Origin of the sequence: Serratia sp. NPDC078593 (assembly GCF_050268245.1) — a bacterium.
Classification (GTDB): domain Bacteria; phylum Pseudomonadota; class Gammaproteobacteria; order Enterobacterales; family Enterobacteriaceae; genus JBNNGK01.
In genome coordinates this window covers 63117-80488 of record NZ_JBNNGK010000014.1, presented here as the reverse complement: position 1 = coordinate 80488, position 17372 = coordinate 63117, and the positions used below count along the sequence as shown (strand labels likewise).

At 53.8% G+C, this 17372-nt stretch carries 13 protein-coding genes; 9 read left to right on the top strand and 4 right to left on the bottom strand.

Annotated elements, in window-relative coordinates; genetic code table 11:
- Window positions 1-202: 202 nt before the first annotated feature.
- The 3 genes from argE to ACQKDS_RS15495 all read left to right on the top strand — a co-directional run bounded on the left by argE (window position 203) and on the right by ACQKDS_RS15495 (window position 4817).
- The gene (gene argE / locus ACQKDS_RS15505; protein ID WP_399672247.1) at window positions 203-1348 is read left to right on the top strand and encodes an acetylornithine deacetylase; all 1146 of its coding nucleotides are present in this window, start codon (window positions 203-205) and stop codon (window positions 1346-1348) included.
- Window positions 1349-1604: 256 nt separating this feature from the next.
- Complete coding sequence (ppc, locus tag ACQKDS_RS15500; protein WP_399672249.1) at window positions 1605-4250, top strand: phosphoenolpyruvate carboxylase; 2646 nt, start codon at window positions 1605-1607, stop codon at window positions 4248-4250.
- Between the two features lie 201 nt (window positions 4251-4451).
- A complete protein-coding gene (locus tag ACQKDS_RS15495) occupies window positions 4452-4817 on the top strand; it encodes a hypothetical protein (protein WP_399672251.1) in 366 nt (121 codons plus the stop codon).
- Window positions 4818-5031: 214 nt separating this feature from the next.
- Here the strand turns inward: ACQKDS_RS15495 and metF are convergent, their stop codons facing one another.
- The 3 genes from metF to metB form a co-directional block, all read right to left on the bottom strand.
- Window positions 5032-5928 carry a methylenetetrahydrofolate reductase gene (metF, locus tag ACQKDS_RS15490; RefSeq protein WP_399672252.1) on the bottom strand — a complete coding sequence of 299 codons (897 nt, stop codon included), beginning with the start codon at window positions 5926-5928 and terminating at the stop codon, window positions 5032-5034.
- A gap of 235 nt (window positions 5929-6163) precedes the next feature.
- Complete coding sequence (locus tag ACQKDS_RS15485; protein ID WP_399672254.1) at window positions 6164-8599, bottom strand: bifunctional aspartate kinase/homoserine dehydrogenase II; 2436 nt, start codon at window positions 8597-8599, stop codon at window positions 6164-6166.
- A 2-nt stretch (window positions 8600-8601) separates the two neighbouring features.
- The gene (gene metB / locus ACQKDS_RS15480; protein ID WP_399672256.1) at window positions 8602-9762 is read right to left on the bottom strand and encodes a cystathionine gamma-synthase; all 1161 of its coding nucleotides are present in this window, start codon (window positions 9760-9762) and stop codon (window positions 8602-8604) included.
- Between the two features lie 316 nt (window positions 9763-10078).
- On the opposite strand from metB, the gene metJ reads away from it, so the two are divergent.
- The gene (gene metJ / locus ACQKDS_RS15475; RefSeq protein ID WP_004956495.1) at window positions 10079-10396 is read left to right on the top strand and encodes a met regulon transcriptional regulator MetJ; all 318 of its coding nucleotides are present in this window, start codon (window positions 10079-10081) and stop codon (window positions 10394-10396) included.
- A 76-nt stretch (window positions 10397-10472) separates the two neighbouring features.
- Here the strand turns inward: metJ and rpmE are convergent, their stop codons facing one another.
- The gene (gene rpmE, locus ACQKDS_RS15470) at window positions 10473-10688 is read right to left on the bottom strand and encodes a 50S ribosomal protein L31 (protein ID WP_399672258.1); all 216 of its coding nucleotides are present in this window, start codon (window positions 10686-10688) and stop codon (window positions 10473-10475) included.
- A gap of 198 nt (window positions 10689-10886) precedes the next feature.
- On the opposite strand from rpmE, the gene priA reads away from it, so the two are divergent.
- From priA to hslU, 5 genes are all read left to right on the top strand, one after another.
- Window positions 10887-13082, top strand: a complete 2196-nt coding sequence (priA, locus tag ACQKDS_RS15465; protein WP_399672260.1) for a primosomal protein N' — start codon at window positions 10887-10889, stop codon at window positions 13080-13082.
- A gap of 255 nt (window positions 13083-13337) precedes the next feature.
- A complete protein-coding gene (gene cytR / locus ACQKDS_RS15460; RefSeq protein WP_399672262.1) occupies window positions 13338-14366 on the top strand; it encodes a DNA-binding transcriptional regulator CytR in 1029 nt (342 codons plus the stop codon).
- Window positions 14367-14431: 65 nt separating this feature from the next.
- The gene (gene ftsN / locus ACQKDS_RS15455) at window positions 14432-15289 is read left to right on the top strand and encodes a cell division protein FtsN (protein ID WP_399672264.1); all 858 of its coding nucleotides are present in this window, start codon (window positions 14432-14434) and stop codon (window positions 15287-15289) included.
- Window positions 15290-15462: 173 nt separating this feature from the next.
- On the top strand, window positions 15463-15993 hold the full coding sequence (gene hslV / locus ACQKDS_RS15450; protein WP_399672266.1) for an ATP-dependent protease subunit HslV: 531 nt from the start codon (window positions 15463-15465) through the stop codon (window positions 15991-15993).
- Window positions 15994-16005: 12 nt separating this feature from the next.
- Window positions 16006-17337 carry an HslU--HslV peptidase ATPase subunit gene (gene hslU / locus ACQKDS_RS15445; protein ID WP_399672268.1) on the top strand — a complete coding sequence of 444 codons (1332 nt, stop codon included), beginning with the start codon at window positions 16006-16008 and terminating at the stop codon, window positions 17335-17337.
- Window positions 17338-17372: the final 35 nt, after the last annotated feature.

Below are 17372 nucleotides of genomic sequence, written 5' to 3'. Positions count from 1 at the left end.
CTTAACGTGCACGGTGGTCGCTGGCGACCGCGGTAGCAGGGTTCGACCACATTGTTGCGCCGATCACCTACGTGGTTGAGCATTGATGTTTTTATAAACATCCGGGTCTCGGGTTCCCTTACGCTCTAGCTTACTGTATTTTTATTCAAAATAAATGCATGAATATTGATACTATCCTAACGAAAGGCTGTCAACAGTGAAGATGAAATTACCTCCATTTATTGAGCTGTACCGGGCGTTGATCGCCACTCCGTCGATCAGCGCCACCGATGCTGCGCTCGATCAGAGCAATGAAGCGTTAATCAACTTACTGGCCGGATGGTTTAGTGATTTGGGTTTCCGTGTCGACGTACAACCGGTGCCAAATACCCGCAACAAATTCAATTTGGTGGCAAGCTACGGCGAAGGCAGTGGTGGCCTGTTATTGGCGGGCCATACCGACACCGTGCCTTATGATGAAGGGCGTTGGACGCGCGATCCTTTCACCCTGACCGAACATGACAACAAGCTGTACGGTCTTGGTACCGCCGATATGAAAGGTTTTTTTGCTTTTATTCTTGATGCCGTGCGCGACATCGACGCCAGCACCTTGACCAAGCCGTTATACATCTTGGCAACCGCCGATGAAGAAACCACCATGGCTGGCGCACGTTATTTTGCGGCTTCCACATCAATCCGGCCGGATTTCGCCATTATTGGCGAGCCGACCTCACTACAACCGGTGCGGGCACACAAAGGCCACCTTTCCAATGCGATCCGCATTACCGGTCAGTCAGGCCATTCCAGCGATCCGGCGCGCGGCGTTAACGCCATTGATTTAATGCATGAATCCATCGGCCATCTCATGGCGTTACGCAAAACGCTGCAACAGCGCTACGACAATCCGGCATTCGCCGTGCCCTATCCCACCATGAACTTTGGCCATATTAGCGGTGGCGACGCCGCGAACCGTATCTGCGCTTGCTGCGAATTGCATATGGATATTCGACCGCTACCGGGCATGACGCTGGATAACCTTAATGAGTTGCTCCACGGCGCACTGGCACCGGTGAGCGAGCGCTGGCCGGGTCGATTAAGTATTGAGGAGCTGCATCCGCCGATCCCCGGCTATGCCTGCCCAACCGATCATCAGATGGTCGCGGTGATTGAAGAATTGTTGGGCTCACGCACCCAGGTGGTCAACTATTGCACCGAAGCGCCCTTCGTGCAGCAAGTGTGCCCGACGCTGGTTCTCGGCCCCGGTTCCATCAATCAAGCCCACCAACCGGATGAGTACCTTGATACCACCTTTATTGAGCCAACGCGCAAATTACTCGGGCAGTTGATCGAACACTTCTGCTATCGATAACCCTGAGAAAATACAAGGTTTATGCTTTATGATGGCATACCTATAAAGTGGTATTTCGCTCTATGATAAGCCAGACTGATAACACGCGAGCCGTAATTAAATTTCAGAAAATACGTCGATTTTGATGTTTTTTTGCTAAAAATAGTGTCAATTGGTGACTGGACAGGCACGCGTTTGAGAGAAAAGGGTTATTGCGCCTCACGCGTGAAACATACTTACAAGATATAAAATCATACAGAAATGGGTCAGGGGTTATATGAACGAACAATATTCGGCAATGCGAAGTAATGTCAGTATGCTCGGCAAATTACTCGGCGAAACCATTAAAGAAGCGCTGGGTGAGCATATTCTCGATCGCGTTGAAACTATCCGTAAGCTTTCCAAATCATCACGTGCTGGTAACGAAGCGCACCGTCAGGAGTTGCTGAACACGCTGCAAAACCTTTCCAATGACGAGCTGTTGCCGGTGGCTCGCGCCTTTAGCCAGTTCCTCAATTTGACCAACGTCGCTGAGCAATACCACAGCATTTCGCCCAACGGCGAGGCGGCCAGCAACCCGGAAGTGCTGACACAGTTATTCAGCCGGCTAAAAGACAAAAAACTCAGCGACCAAGCGCTGCAAGATGCCGTAGAGCAGTTGTCGATCGAATTGGTGCTGACCGCCCACCCAACAGAAATTACCCGGCGCACGCTGATTCACAAACTGGTTGAGGTGAACAACTGCCTCAGCCAACTTGATCACAACGATCTCGCTGACTACGAACGCAACAAAATCATGCGTCGTTTGCGTCAGTTAGTCGCCCAATCGTGGCATACCGACGAAATTCGCCACAATCGTCCCTCACCGATCGATGAAGCCAAATGGGGCTTTGCCGTGGTGGAAAATAGCCTGTGGGAAGGTGTGCCTGCGTTTCTACGCGAACTGAATGAACAGCTCGAGAGCGCCATCGACTACAGTCTGCCCGTCGAAGCGGTGCCGGTGCGTTTTACTTCATGGATGGGCGGAGATCGGGACGGCAACCCTAATGTCACCGCCGAAATCACCCGACATGTGCTGCTCCTGAGCCGCTGGAAAGCCTGCGATCTGTTTACCCGCGATATTCAGGTGCTGGTCTCCGAACTGTCGATGACGGAATGTACACCGGAACTGCGTGAACGGGCGGGCGGTGACGCGGTTCAAGAACCGTATCGCGAAATCATGAAGCACTTGCGTAGCCAACTGATGAGTACGCAAGCATATTTGGAAGGGCGTTTAAAAGGCGAACGCGTACTGCGCCCCCACGATCTGCTAGTGAGCAACGAACAGCTTTGGGCGCCGCTGTACGCCTGTTATCAATCACTGGTCGCGTGTGGCATGGGCATTATCGCCAACGGCCAACTGCTGGATACGTTGCGCCGCGTGCGCTGCTTCGGCGTTCCGTTGGTACGTATCGACGTCCGTCAGGAAAGTACTCGCCACACCGAAGCCATCGCCGAACTGACCCGTTATCTGGGGTTAGGCGATTATGAAAACTGGTCAGAAGCCGATAAGCAGGCGTTTCTGATCCGTGAGCTGAACTCCAAGCGCCCGTTGGTGCCGCTAAAATGGGAACCAAGCGCTGAAACGCAGGAAGTGCTGGAAACCTGCCGGGTGATTGCAGAAGCGCCGGAAGGCTCCATCGCCGCTTACGTGATTTCGATGGCGCGTACGCCGTCTGACGTGCTGGCAGTCCATTTATTGCTAAAAGAAGCCGGATGCCCATTCACCCTGCCGGTGGCACCGCTGTTCGAAACCCTCGACGACCTGAACAATGCCGACGACGTCATGACGCAACTGCTGAGCATTGATTGGTATCGCGGCGTCATTCAGGGCAAACAAATGGTGATGATCGGCTATTCCGACTCGGCAAAAGATGCCGGCGTGATGGCGGCTTCGTGGGCACAGTACCGTGCACAGGATGCGCTGATTAAAACCTGTGAAAAAGCGGGCGTTGCGCTGACGCTGTTCCACGGGCGCGGCGGCTCAATCGGCCGCGGTGGCGCACCAGCACACGCTGCGCTGCTTTCTCAACCGCCGGGCAGTTTGAAAGGTGGCCTGCGCGTGACCGAACAGGGCGAGATGATCCGCTTTAAGTTCGGCCTACCGGAAGTCACCATCAGCAGCCTGGCACTGTATACCGGTGCCATTTTGGAAGCCAACCTGCTGCCACCGCCAGAGCCGAAAAAGGAATGGCGTATGCTGATGGATGAGCTTTCCGAAACCTCGTGCAACATGTATCGCGGCTACGTGCGAGAAAACCCAGACTTCGTGCCCTACTTCCGGGCGGCAACGCCGGAATTAGAATTGGGTAAGTTGCCGCTGGGATCGCGCCCGGCAAAACGCCGTCCGAATGGTGGGGTGGAAAGTCTACGCGCCATTCCGTGGATCTTCGCCTGGACGCAAAACCGTCTGATGTTGCCTGCCTGGCTGGGCGCAGGTGCCGGTCTGCAAGAAGCGGTAAAAGCGGGCAAGCAGGATCAGTTAGAAGCCATGTGCCGCGATTGGCCGTTCTTCTCAACGCGTATCGCTATGCTGGAGATGGTCTTCGCCAAGGCCGATCTGTGGTTGGCGGAATACTACGACCAACGTCTGGTGGATAAGTCACTGTGGCCGCTGGGCAAACAGCTACGCGACCAGTTGGCCAGCGACATCAACGTGGTGCTGACCATCTCCAATGACGATCATCTGATGCAAGATCTGCCATGGATCGCCGAATCCATCGCCTTGCGCAATGTCTATACCGATCCGCTGAACGTGTTGCAGGCCGAACTCCTGCATCGCTCGCGCCAGCAGGAACAGACGGGTGAAGAAGATGCGCGCGTTGAACAAGCGCTGATGGTCACCATTGCTGGCGTCGCCGCCGGGATGCGTAACACCGGTTAAGCTAGAGTCGTTCTTGTCATTTCATCTTGTGCCCATCTTCCCTGATGGGCACTTTTTATCCTCATTTTTGTGCCATCGCCAGCACCACCTCATTTCCTCATAAAAAAAGTGGACATTGATTATTGTTGTTGCATACAGAAAAGGAAGCGTTCCTCTGTATATAACAACATCCAATCCAATAACTTTTATGAGGAAATTTTAATGCCAAGTATTACTGATCAATACCCAATGGAAGAAATGCGCCGTTTGTACCTGGCTAAACTTGGTAAAACCGTTGACGGCCGTCTGCGTCTCCACGGTGATATGGGATTACATAAAACTGCTCTTGGGATAAGGGCATACTACTGGTTTACTTTTATAGACGGCGATTTTACCTATTTGGCCTCTTGTTCAGTCCCGTTAAGACAGAAATCAGGTACTGATTATATTGAGTCATTAAACCCGTTTACTGATGAATCAGATCGTTACACGGTCAGACTTGTCTTTACCAACCATGATTATGATACCAATTTATTCGGTCTCAACTTCACCACCACCCGAGAAACCTCAGATCATTACCCATTATGATTTGCTTAGTTATAACGGTTTAATCATCCGGTCATAGGGTTAGTTTATTGCGTTACGGGCAACGGCATAATGTACTGAAATTCGTAGGGGCGAACCTGTTCGCCCCACGATCGACGAATAATGATATTGGCGAACATAGCCAAGATTGGCATTACATTACGCTGATGCCCATCGTCTAAACCCCAGCCTTCGGTTGGGGTTTGCTTATTGTCCTTCAGGCCACAACTGCCGGGCGAACACCCAGCGTATGGCAAATTGCATAGCTCATTTCTGCACGATTCAGCGTATAAAAGTGGAAGTCTTTTACCCCTTCACGGCTCAAGATTTTCACCATATCCATCGCGATATTGGCACCGACCATCTTGCGCGTTTCAGGGTCATCATCTAATCCTTCGAACATGCGAGTCATCCAGCTAGGCACCCGCACATTGGTCATGGTGGCAAAGCGTTGTAATTGTTTGAAGTTAGATACCGGCAGAATACCCGGCACAATCTCCACATCAATGCCGGTCGACACACAGCGATCGCGGAAGCGTAAATAGCTTTCTACATCAAAGAAAAACTGCGTGATGGCACGGTTCGCACCGGCATCAATTTTACGCTTTAGATTGATCAAATCCGCCTGCGCACTTTTCGCCTCTGGATGTACTTCGGGATAAGCCGCCACCGAAATATCAAAATCCCCCACCTCTTTCAGCAAGGTGACCAGATCGGTGGCGTACATTTCCGGTTTACCGCCGCCCGGTGGCAGATCGCCCCGCAGCGCCACGATATGCCGAATACCACTGTTCCAGTAATCCGTCGCAATATCACGCAGCTGTGCAGGCGAAGCATCGATACAGGTCAAGTGCGGCGCCGCATCTAAACCGGTGCGATCCTTGATCCCTTTGATGATGCTGTGCGTACGATCGCGTTCGCCAGAGTTTGCACCATAGGTGACGGAAACAAATTTAGGCTTGAGGCTGCTCAAACGGTCAATCGACTGCCACAGGGTGTCTTCCATTTCGCTGGTACGCGGCGGGAAAAACTCGAACGATACGTTAATCTGGCCACTTAACTCCGCCAGGCTTTGGTTCAGCGCTTCCCGCTGGTTTGCGTGAAAAAAACTCATACCCTGTCTGCTCCCATCGATCGCTATGCTGCTTTATTTTAGTAAGCGTCTATACGTTTAGACGTCTAAAATAGAAAATGCCGTAAGTTGGCGAAAGAGTCAACAAGAAAGCGTGGGGAGTACGATGATTAATCCTCATACGCTACGCGAGAGAATTTCATGATTGGCAAACGGTCATCAAGGCGCTGAGAACAGCGCCTTGCCATAGTGGGATGCACGTTACGCGCGTAGAAAATTACAGCAGTTGGGTCAACCGGTTAAGATCTGACTGGATAGCGCCGGCCGTCACATCACGCCCGGCTCCCGGCCCACGAATCACCAGTGGGTTATCGCGATACCAGCGGCTTTCAATAGCAAACACGTTGTCACAGGGTAACAGCGAAGCCAACGGATGTTCTGGCCGCACGGCTTCCACCCCAACGCGTGCTTTACCGTTAGCATCGAAGCGCGCCACATGGCGCAGCACCAAGCCCATTTCACTGGCGGCTTCAAAACGTTGCAACATTTGTTGGTTTAACGCCTCGCCATTTTCGAAGAATTGATCGACCGAACCCTGCTCAGCGCCCGCAGGCACTAATGACTCTACCCGCACCTGATTTGGCTCAATGTCGTAACCGGCTTCACGCGCCAGTATCACCAGCTTACGCATCACATCTTGGCCTGAGAGATCGACACGGGGATCCGGTTCGGTTAAACCTTGCTGCCACGCCAAATCAACCAGTTCCGTAAACGGTACGGTGCCATCGAACTGTAAAAACAGCCAAGACAGCGTGCCAGAAAAGATGCCACTGATAGCTAAAATGCTGTCACCGCTGTCACGCAGGTCGCGCACCGTGTGATTGACCGGTAAACCAGCACCCACGGTAGCGTTATACAGCCAATGGCGACCGGTTTTAGCAAAGGCATCACGAATTTGACGATAGGTAGCGCTGCACGATGCGCCCGCCAGTTTATTCGCACTGATCACGTGGAAGCCGTAACTGGCGAAATCCAGATACTGCTCGGCCAGATTTTCGCTGGCGGTCACATCAAGCACCACCAAATCATCAAACGGATGCGCACGCATCCATAAAAACAGCGATTCCTCGTCCAATTCTTGCGCTTCGCTGTCGAAGAACGCCAATGCGCGGCTGGCGTCTAATCCTTCGTAATTCAGCAAACTGCGGCGGCTATCCACCACCCCGGCCAACGTAAACTCGAAACCGCTGCGGGCAGACAGATTCTCCTGCTCTCGCGCAAACAACTCCAACCAACGCGAGCCAATATTCCCTTTGCCAAACAGCACCAGACCAATGCGTTTTTCTGCCCGGAACAGCGTCTGGTGCAGCCCCTGAATCAGCGAGCTGGTTGGCCCCTGACGCAGCACCGCAACCAGGCTGATGCCGTCTTCCGCCTGCCAGATAAACTCGACCGGCTGATCTTTTAACTGTTGATAAAAGCGATGGCTGTGCAGCGGATTTTTGCAGACGCCAGCCCCCACCATCGCCACTAACGCAAGCCCTTCACGCAGTTGTACTTCGCCCGGTAATGCGGCATCTTGCAATACGTTGAGCACACTGCTGGCCACCTCCGAGGTGTAACACAGTTGGATCAAATTACGATCGGGATGGAGGCCGATCGAGAGCGGTTTGAGCTGCGCACGTTTTAGCACTCGATCCAACTCTTGTTGCGCCAGCTTAAAATCATGCTGTGGCGCCACCGTCAGTTCAATCAGGCACACATCATCGTGGCTGGTGACAATTTTCGCCCCGGTGCCAGAAGCCAACACCCGCTCAATGCGCGTAGAACCTTGTTCGGGATGATAGCTGCAACGCAGTTGCAGATCGATATCGCTGCCGGAAACGGGTTGTAACGTACGCGTGTGCAATACCGGCGCAGCCAGACGTGCCAGCTCGCTAGCTTCATCTAATCGCAGCAGGGGGAGCAGGCAGGCATCCTTTACTTTACGCGGATCCGCGCTGTACACACCCGCCACGTCACTCCAGATTGTCACGCGCTCCGCGCCAGCCAATGCACCGATCTGCGTCGCAGAATAGTCACTGCCGTTACGCCCCAACAGCACGGTTTCGCCGGCGTCATTGCGCGAGATAAACCCGGTTACCACCAGACGCTTGCCCGGGTGCTGTGCCATTAATTGCTGCAATAAAGGATAGGAACGGCCTTCATCGACCTGCGGCTGCGCTGCGCGTTCGGCGCGCAAAAAATCGCGGGCGTCCAACCACGCCGCCTGCATATCCCGGCTTTGTAGCACTTCAGCCATCAGGCGCGCAGACCAGATTTCACCGTGCCCGACCACCTCCGCGTAAATCACGTCGTCAATTTTACCGTCCAGCAACACCGCCAGACGTTCCAAATCACGAATGAATGCGGCGATCAACGGTTCGGCGCTGTCCGGCGGTAACAGGCCGCTAATGAGTTCACTATGATAACGACGCAGCGTCTGTTGCACTTGATGCGCGGAAAGGCGATCGCTCTGGCTCAGTTTTAACCAGTTAATCAGTTGGTTCGTGGTGCTGCCTGCCGCCGACACCACCATCAGGTCTCCCGGCTGACTGTATTCGGCCATAATGCCCGCCACCCGCAGATAACACTTCACATCCGCCAGACTGCTGCCACCAAATTTGTGCAGTTGTCGCCCGCTGACAGGCCCTGCTACCGCAATTGCATTCATGCTTACCTCGTTGCCGCCGCCTGGAAAGCGCGTTCCAGATCGGCAATCAAATCTTCACTGTCTTCAATACCCACGGAAACGCGCAACAGGCTCTCAGAAATGCCCGCTGCCGCCCGTGCTGGTGCCGCCATACCGGCGTGGGTCATCGTCGCCGCATGCGAAATCAAACTTTCCACCCCGCCCAGCGACTCTGCCAATGTAAACAGCGTCAACGCCGACAAGAAACGGCGCAGTAACGCTTCGTCTCCATCCAACTCAAAACTGAGCATCGCGCCAAAGCCGCGTTGTTGACGGCACGCAATCTCGTGGCCTGGATTCTCCGGCAGGGAGGGATGATACAGCTTTTTGACCAAGGGTTGCTGCTGTAAATAACTGACAATCGCCTCAGCATTCTGTTGCGCCGCCTTGATACGCGGTGACAACGTACGCATACCGCGCAACAGCAAATAGCTGTCGAACGCGCCGCCGGTCACACCGATGTTATTCGCCCACCATGCCAGCTCTACCGCCAGTTCAGGGTCTTTGGCTATCACGGCACCGGCAACAACATCAGAATGGCCGTTAAGATATTTAGTGCAGGAATGCACCACCAGATCCGCGCCCAGGGCGATCGGTTGCTGTAATGCCGGGCTAAGGAAAGTGTTATCCACCACCGTCAACGCCCCTACGGCATGAGCCGCCTGACAGATGGCGGCAATATCCACCACCCGCAGAAGCGGATTGCTCGGGCTTTCGATCAGTACCAGTTTCGGTTGTTGCGCCAGCGCCTGTTGCAGCGCGGCCTCATCTCCTTGATCGACAAACACCACACGGTACGCGCCACGCTGGCTCAGACTGTCAAACAGTCTATAGCTGCCGCCGTAACAATCGTGCGGTGCCACCAGCAAATCGCCGGGCTGTAGCAATGCCGTGGTCACCAAATGGATCGCGGACATTCCGCTGCCGGTCATCACCGCGCCCGCGCCCCCTTCCAACTCGGCCAACGCACGCTGAACCACATCCCGCGTTGGATTGCCGCGGCGTGAATAATCATGTGCCCGTGGTTGGTTAAAGTCAGTGAAATTATAGGTACTGGAAAGGTGAATCGGCGGGACAACGCAGCCGTACTGTTCGTCATCGTTCAGACCGCTTCGCACGGCGATCGTGGCAGGTTTACGCGTCATAGCAGTGGCTCGGCTCTCGAATACGGTGAATGAGGCCTCAAGATTAATCGCATGATTGATGGACGTCAATACATCTGGACATCTAAACTTCTTTGCGTATAGATTGAGCAAGGGCATAATACCCGCTAAAATTATGACGGTTTGATATGACGTTATTATGTTGACGCACTAAGCATAGGTTATAGCTATTAATAGCCGGCTCTCAGTGACGTTGGTCGCGTAAAATCGACATTTATTTAGTGAGAACAGTGAAGATCGGGCATAATCAGCCGGTTTTTAGAATTTTGTAATTTTTCTGACAAATTTAAGGTGTCCCATGGCTGAGTGGAACGGCGAGTATGTCAGCCCTTACGCTGAACACGGTAAAAAAAGCGAGCAAGTAAAAAAAATCACGGTATCCATTCCGCTGAAGGTGCTGAAAATCCTCACCGATGAGCGCACCCGTCGCCAGGTCAACAACCTGCGTCACGCCACTAACAGTGAATTACTGTGCGAAGCGTTTCTGCATGCCTTTACCGGCCAGCCGCTGCCGAACGATGAAGACCTGCGCAAAGAGCGTAACGATGAAATCCCGGAAGCAGCAAAAGTGCTGATGCGAGAATTGGGTGTCGATCCCGATACGTGGGAATATTGATCGCCGTCGGCAAACGCGGACGAGAAGCAATAAAAAAGGCGCCGAAGGCGCCTTTTTTATCGAGCGGTAAGAAAACTTATTTCTTAGCGCCTGGTACGCTGAAACGCTTGTTGAAGCGATCAACGCGGCCACCGGTAGCAACATCACGCTGCTTGCCAGTGTAGAACGGGTGGCATTGGCCACAAACGTCCAGGTTCAGATCGTGACCCACTGTAGAGCGGATAGAGATCGAGTTACCGCAAGAGCAGTTCGCAGTAACGAAGTCGTATTTTGGGTGGATACCTTGTTTCATGGGAAACCTCAGTTAAGGCCGTGTCGCTATCCAGCCCTGTTTCGCCAGACACCACACGTGATTGATGATAATTTCTTGGTATCGAATTATACCAAAGGCGGCAAATTATACAGAATAAAATGGCCCACGCAATCGGATCCGTACAATTCGCCGCCCACCGTGTAAACTAATCTGCAATTTTTCATCTTGGACGATCTCATGCCCGTTGTTCACGTTGCTTTACCGGTTCCACTCGCCCGAATTTTCGACTATTCGTTGCCACCCGGCGTGCAACCGGTGGTTGGCGCGCGCGTTTGCGTTCCCTGGGGCCGGCAACGCGCCATCGGCATCGTCACAGGCAGCAGTGAAACCAGCGACGTGCCGCCAGAAAAGCTAAAGCCGATCGACAGCATTATCGACCACGCGTCGCTGTTTTCCCCCAGTCTCTGGCGCATTCTGCACTGGGCCTGCGAGTATTATCACTATCCGATCGGGGAAGTTTTGTTTCACGCGCTGCCAGTGCTATTACGCCAAGGTAAACCCGCCGAGGCCACACCGCTGTGGCAATGGTTCGCCACAGAACTCGGCCGGGCTACCCCGCCTGCCAGCCTAAAACGCGCGCCCAAACAACAACAAGCGCTCGCTGCGCTATTGCAACGCCCCATTTATCGGCATCAGGTTAGCGAATTGGATCTGACCGACAATGCACTACAGGCTTTGCGTAACAAAGGGCTCACCGATCTGCGGGCACAGACGGTTGCCGCACCAGATTGGCGGCCTGACTTCGCCGTGCTGGGTGAACGATTACGGTTGAATACGGAACAAGCCACGGCGGTCGGCGCAATACGCAGCGAGGACGAACAGTTTGCGGCCTGGCTGCTGGCTGGCGTCACTGGCTCGGGCAAAACTGAAGTGTATCTCAGCGTGTTGGAAAACATTCTGGCAAAGGGCAAACAGGCGTTGGTGCTGGTGCCCGAAATCGGCCTGACGCCACAAACCATTGCGCGCTTTCGTGAACGTTTCAACGCGCCGGTAGCGGTGTTACATTCAGGCCTGAACGACAGCGAACGTTTGGCGGTATGGCTGAGCGCGCGCAGCGGTGAAGCCGCGATAGTTATCGGTACGCGTTCGGCGCTGTTCACGCCGTTCTCCCGTTTGGGCGTCATCATCATCGATGAAGAACATGACAGTTCGTATAAACAGCAGGAAGGCTGGCGCTACCACGCACGCGATCTGGCGGTCTTTCGCGCCCATATGGAAAATATTCCCATGGTGATGGGCTCAGCCACTCCCGCTCTGGAAACCCTGCACAATGTGCAACTGGGAAAATACCGTCAGTTAAAGTTGACCCAACGCGCTGGTAACGCCAAACCCGCGCAACAACATTTGATCGATCTGAAAGGCTTGCCGCTCAAAGTCGGTCTGTCGCAGCCACTGTTAAAGAGCATGCAGCACCATCTCAACAACGGCAACCAAGTGATGCTGTTCCTTAACCGCCGTGGCTATGCCCCTGCATTACTGTGCCACGAATGCGGCTGGATTGCCGAGTGTCAGCGCTGTGACCGTTATTACACGGTACACCAGAATTATCGCCAGTTGCGTTGTCACCACTGCGACAGCCAACGTCCGGTGCCCCATCAATGCCCGCAATGTGGTTCGACGCATTTAGTGTCGGTTGGCGTAGGTACCGAACAACTGGAAAACGAATTGGCACCGCTGTTCCCGGAAATCCCGATTACCCGTATTGACCGCGATACCACCAGCCGCAAAGGGTCACTGGAACAACATCTGGCGGATATTCATCGCGGTGGCGCACGCATTTTGATCGGTACGCAGATGCTGGCGAAAGGCCACCATTTTCCTGATGTCACGCTGGTCGCCCTGTTAGATGTAGACGGCGCGCTGTTTTCTGCCGACTTCCGCTCCGCCGAACGCTTTGCCCAACTGTATACCCAAGTTTCTGGCCGCGCTGGCCGCGCCGGTAAACAGGGGGAAGTGCTGCTACAAACTCACCATCCAGAACATCCGTTGCTGCAAATCTTGCTGCAACAGGGTTACGATGCTTTCGCCAAACAGGCACTGACAGAACGCCAAAGCGTGTTCCTTCCCCCGTACACCAACCACATTCTGATACGTTCGGACGATCACGATAACCAGCAAGCCTCACTGTTTCTGCAGCAACTGCGTAACCTGCTGGAAGCCAGCCCGTTAAAAGATGACGCGCTGTGGGTCATGGGCCCGATACCGGCGTTGCAATCAAAACGGGGCGGGCGTTTCCGGTGGCAATTGTTGCTACAGCACCCCTCACGGCGCGTGCTTCAGCATTTGATGAAAAACACATTGCCGCTGATCGCGATGCTACCACAGGCGCGCAAAGTGAAATGGTCGCTAGATGTTGATCCCATTGACAGTTAAAGCCGGAAAAGTCTGATTTAGCCTTTGCGAGGCAAACGTTTACCCTTGAATTTGCGAGCGAACGCGAAAAAAACCTCTTAAGTCACACTTTTTATGCAAATTAGGTAACAAAAGCAGGTCGTAATCTGTTTAGAATATCTGTAAAGAGTTTTTATCACTTGTGAGCATACCTACCCCTCGGCGTTGAACGTACCTCAACCCGATCGGGTATCGCAGTCGTGGCGTTAGCATGAGGCTAACGCAAGGAGAAAGGCGTTGGAACACAAGAAAGAACTACCCTTGGCAACCATGAAAGACGTTGCCGAAATGGCAGGCGTTTCAACAGCTACCGTATCGCGAGCGTTGATGAATCCGGAAAAGGTGTCCACGCCGACGCGGCAGAAAGTGGAACAAGCCGTGCTCGCCGTCGGCTACTCTCCCCATGCGCTTTCTCGCAATATCAAACGCAACGAGTCCCGAACTATCTTGGTGATCGTGCCAGATATTTGCGATCCCTTCTTTGCCGACGTGATCCAAGGGATCGAGCAAACTGCAGCCCTGCAAGGGTATCTGGTACTGATCGGCGACTGCGCCCAGCAAAATCAGCAGGAACGCACCTTCGTTAATCTGATCATCACCAAACAAATTGACGGAATGCTGCTGTTAGGCTCTAACCTGCCCTTCGACGCCAGTAAGGAAGAGCAACGTAATCTGCCGCCGATGGTGATGGCGAACGAGTTTGCGCCAGAGTTGGAGCTCCCAACGGTGCACATCGATAATCTGACCGCCGCGTTCGAAGCGGTGCATTATCTCCACCAGCTCGGTCACTCGCAGATTGCCTGTATCGCCGGGCCGGAGCACATGCCGCTCAGCCATTACCGACTGCAAGGTTACATTCAGGCATTACGCCGTAATGGCATTACCGTCGAAAGCAGCTATATTACCCGGGGTGATTTCACCTTCGAAGCGGGCGCAGAAGCGCTGGCAATGCTGATGGCGCTGCCTAACCCACCAACGGCGGTGTTCTGTCACAGCGATGTGATGGCGATTGGCGTATTGTCACAGGCGAAGAAACTCGGCCTGCGCGTACCGCACGACCTGTCGATTGTCGGCTTTGATGACATAAAACTGGCGCAATATTGCGACCCACCGCTCACCACGGTGGCGCAACCGCGCTACCAGATTGGTCAGCAAGCTATGTTACTGTTGCTGGAGCAGTTGCATGGGCAGGCGGTCGCCAGTGGCTCGCGTTTGTTAGACAGCGAGTTAATGATCAGGGGCAGCACCGCTGCGCCGAAACGCTAGTCAAATATTTTAGGGTTCAGTAACATGACGAAATTAATTCCTTATAAAGACACAGCGGAAGAATAGTGGCACAGAAAGACTATGTAGGCCGTGGGCGCTCTGGCGCGCAACGCAAAAAACCTAGCCGTAAAAAAAGCCGTTCTCCGAGGGTATCGACTACCGTGGTGGTGCTTGCTGTTGCCCTGCTGGTGATCTTTGCCGGAGGCCTCTACTTCATTACCCATAACCAGCCGGACGAGACGCCGCTGTTGCCTACGCATAACAATCGACCAGGTAATGGCCTGCCGCCGAAGCCGGAGGAGCGTTGGCGTTACATCAAAGAATTGGAAAATCGCCAATTAGGTGTGCAAACCCCGACCGAACCCACTGCGGGGGGAGAGGTGAACGCCAAGACCCAACTGACGCAGGAACAGCGCCAGCTGTTGGAGCAGATGCAGGCGGATATGCAACAACGTCCAACTCAATTGAACGAAGTGCCGTACAACGACGCGTTGCAAAGCAACGCACGCCAACAGCCTCAGCAACAAACGTTGCAACCGCGCCAACAGCCGCAAACTCATCCGCCGCGAAATCCGTTCAACAATGGAACGTCACCTGCGCAGGTGCCACAGCCATCCAAGCCTGTGGCAGCACCACCGGAACAACCCAAACAACCGGAACCCAAACCGCAGCCGAAACCCGACGTGAAGCCGGAATCAAAACAACGCTGGATGGTGCAGTGTGGCTCGTTCCGCGCGGTCGATCAGGCAGAGTCCGTGCGCGCTCGTTTGGCATTTGACGGGATTGAAAGCCACATCACCCAAGGTGGCGGCTGGAACCGCGTGATGCTCGGCCCATTCAGCACCCGGGCAACGGCGGATAAAACCCTTTCACGCTTGAAGGGCAGCGGTATGTCAAATTGCATCCCGATTGCTGCGCCCTAAATAATTCGAGCCGCATCGTGAAAGCAGTCCACAGCGATGCGGCTTGAAGTAAGACGGTTCTCAGGGGTTGAAAAGCGCCAATCCTCCCCCATCTATACTCTCAATATGCCTCGTCGTGCCGGTAGACATCGGTGCGGCGAGGGCTTCTTTCAGTCTGCAACGAGGGTCTGCTCGTGACAACAATTGTAAGCGTACGCCGCAACGGCCAGGTCGTCATCGGTGGTGATGGTCAGGCAACATTGGGAAATACGGTGATGAAGGGCAACGTCAAGAAAGTACGTCGCCTGTACAACGATAAAGTGATCGCCGGTTTCGCCGGAGGCACCGCTGACGCCTTCACGCTGTTTGAGCTCTTCGAGCGTAAACTGGAAATGCACCAAGGCCATCTGGTGAAGGCCGCCGTAGAGTTGGCGAAAGACTGGCGTACCGACCGTATGCTGCGTCGTCTAGAGGCCTTGTTGGCCGTCGCCGATGAGAACGCCTCACTGATCATCACCGGTAACGGTGACGTGGTTCAGCCTGAAAATGATTTGATCGCGATCGGCTCCGGCGGCCCGTACGCCCAATCTGCCGCGCGCGCGTTGTTGGAAAATACCGAGCTGAGCGCCCACGAAATCGTCGAGAAGTCGCTCGGCATTGCTGGCGACATCTGTATCTACACCAACAATTTCCTCACTATTGAAGAACTGCCTTCCAAAGCGTAAGGACCGAATACTATGTCTGAAATGACTCCACGCGAGATCGTCAGCGAACTGGACGGTTACATTATCGGCCAGAGCAAAGCGAAACGTGCCGTCGCCATCGCCCTGCGTAACCGCTGGCGCCGTATGCAGCTTAACGAAGAGCTGCGTCACGAAGTGACACCGAAAAACATTCTGATGATCGGCCCAACCGGCGTGGGTAAAACCGAAATCGCCCGTCGCCTGGCGAAGCTGGCCAATGCGCCTTTTATCAAAGTTGAAGCCACCAAATTCACCGAAGTCGGCTATGTCGGTAAAGAAGTGGATTCCATTATTCGCGATCTGACCGACGCTGCCATCAAAATGGTGCGTCTGCAATCCATCGAAAGAAACCGCACCCGCGCCGAAGAAATGGCCGAAGAACGTATCCTCGATGTGTTGATCCCACCGGCTAAGAACAACTGGGGGCAGCAAGAAGAACAGCAAGAACCTTCGGCTGCGCGCCAGGCATTCCGCAAAAAATTGCGTGAAGGCCAGTTGGACGATAAAGAAATTGAAATCGATCTGGCTGCGGCACCCATGGGTGTAGAAATCATGGCACCGCCGGGCATGGAAGAGATGACCAACCAATTGCAGTCCATGTTCCAGAACCTCGGTGGTCAGAAGCAGAAACCGCGCAAGCTGAAGATCAAAGAAGCCTTCAAGCTGCTGGTGGAAGAAGAAGCCGCCAAGCTGGTTAACCCGGAAGAGCTGAAAGAACAGGCAATCGAAGCCGTTGAACAACATGGTATTGTGTTTATTGATGAGATCGACAAAATCTGTAAGCGCGGTGAATCTTCCGGCCCCGACGTTTCTCGTGAAGGTGTACAACGCGACCTGTTACCTTTGGTAGAAGGCAGCACCGTCTCCACCAAGCACGGCATGGTGAAAACAGATCACATTCTGTTTATCGCTTCCGGTGCATTCCAGGTGGCTAGCCCCTCTGATCTGATCCCAGAGCTGCAAGGTCGTTTACCGATCCGCGTAGAGTTGCAAGCATTGAGCACCGAAGACTTCGAACGTATCCTCACCGAGCCAAACGCCTCGCTGACCGAACAGTACAAAGCGTTGATGGCAACCGAGGGCGTGACCGTTGACTTTACCGCTGATGGCATCCGTCGCATCGCGGAAGCCGCATGGCAAGTCAACGAAAGCACCGAGAACATCGGCGCACGTCGTCTGCATACCGTTCTGGAACGTCTGATGGAAGATATTTCCTACGATGCGAGCGAAAGTAACGGCCAAAGCATCACAATTGATGCGGAATATGTCGGTAATCATCTGGATGAGTTGGTTGCAGATGAAGATTTGAGTCGTTTTATCCTATAATCGCTCTATCACTGTCCTGTCAGCCATTAAAATGG

Excerpts from the sequence above, each read along its gene's own strand:
- metJ (WP_004956495.1), top strand. The coding sequence starts at position 10,079 with ATGGCTGAGTGGAACGGCGAGTATGTCAGCCCTTACGCTGAACACGGT.
- ACQKDS_RS15485 (WP_399672254.1), bottom strand. The coding sequence starts at position 8,599 with ATGAATGCAATTGCGGTAGCAGGGCCTGTCAGCGGGCGACAACTGCAC.
- ACQKDS_RS15495 (WP_399672251.1), top strand. The coding sequence starts at position 4,452 with ATGCCAAGTATTACTGATCAATACCCAATGGAAGAAATGCGCCGTTTG.
- hslU (WP_399672268.1), top strand. The coding sequence starts at position 16,006 with ATGTCTGAAATGACTCCACGCGAGATCGTCAGCGAACTGGACGGTTAC.
- ppc (WP_399672249.1), top strand. The coding sequence starts at position 1,605 with ATGAACGAACAATATTCGGCAATGCGAAGTAATGTCAGTATGCTCGGC.
- metF (WP_399672252.1), bottom strand. The coding sequence starts at position 5,928 with ATGAGTTTTTTTCACGCAAACCAGCGGGAAGCGCTGAACCAAAGCCTG.
- rpmE (WP_399672258.1), bottom strand. The coding sequence starts at position 10,688 with ATGAAACAAGGTATCCACCCAAAATACGACTTCGTTACTGCGAACTGC.
- metB (WP_399672256.1), bottom strand. The coding sequence starts at position 9,762 with ATGACGCGTAAACCTGCCACGATCGCCGTGCGAAGCGGTCTGAACGAT.
- priA (WP_399672260.1), top strand. The coding sequence starts at position 10,887 with ATGCCCGTTGTTCACGTTGCTTTACCGGTTCCACTCGCCCGAATTTTC.
- argE (WP_399672247.1), top strand. The coding sequence starts at position 203 with ATGAAATTACCTCCATTTATTGAGCTGTACCGGGCGTTGATCGCCACT.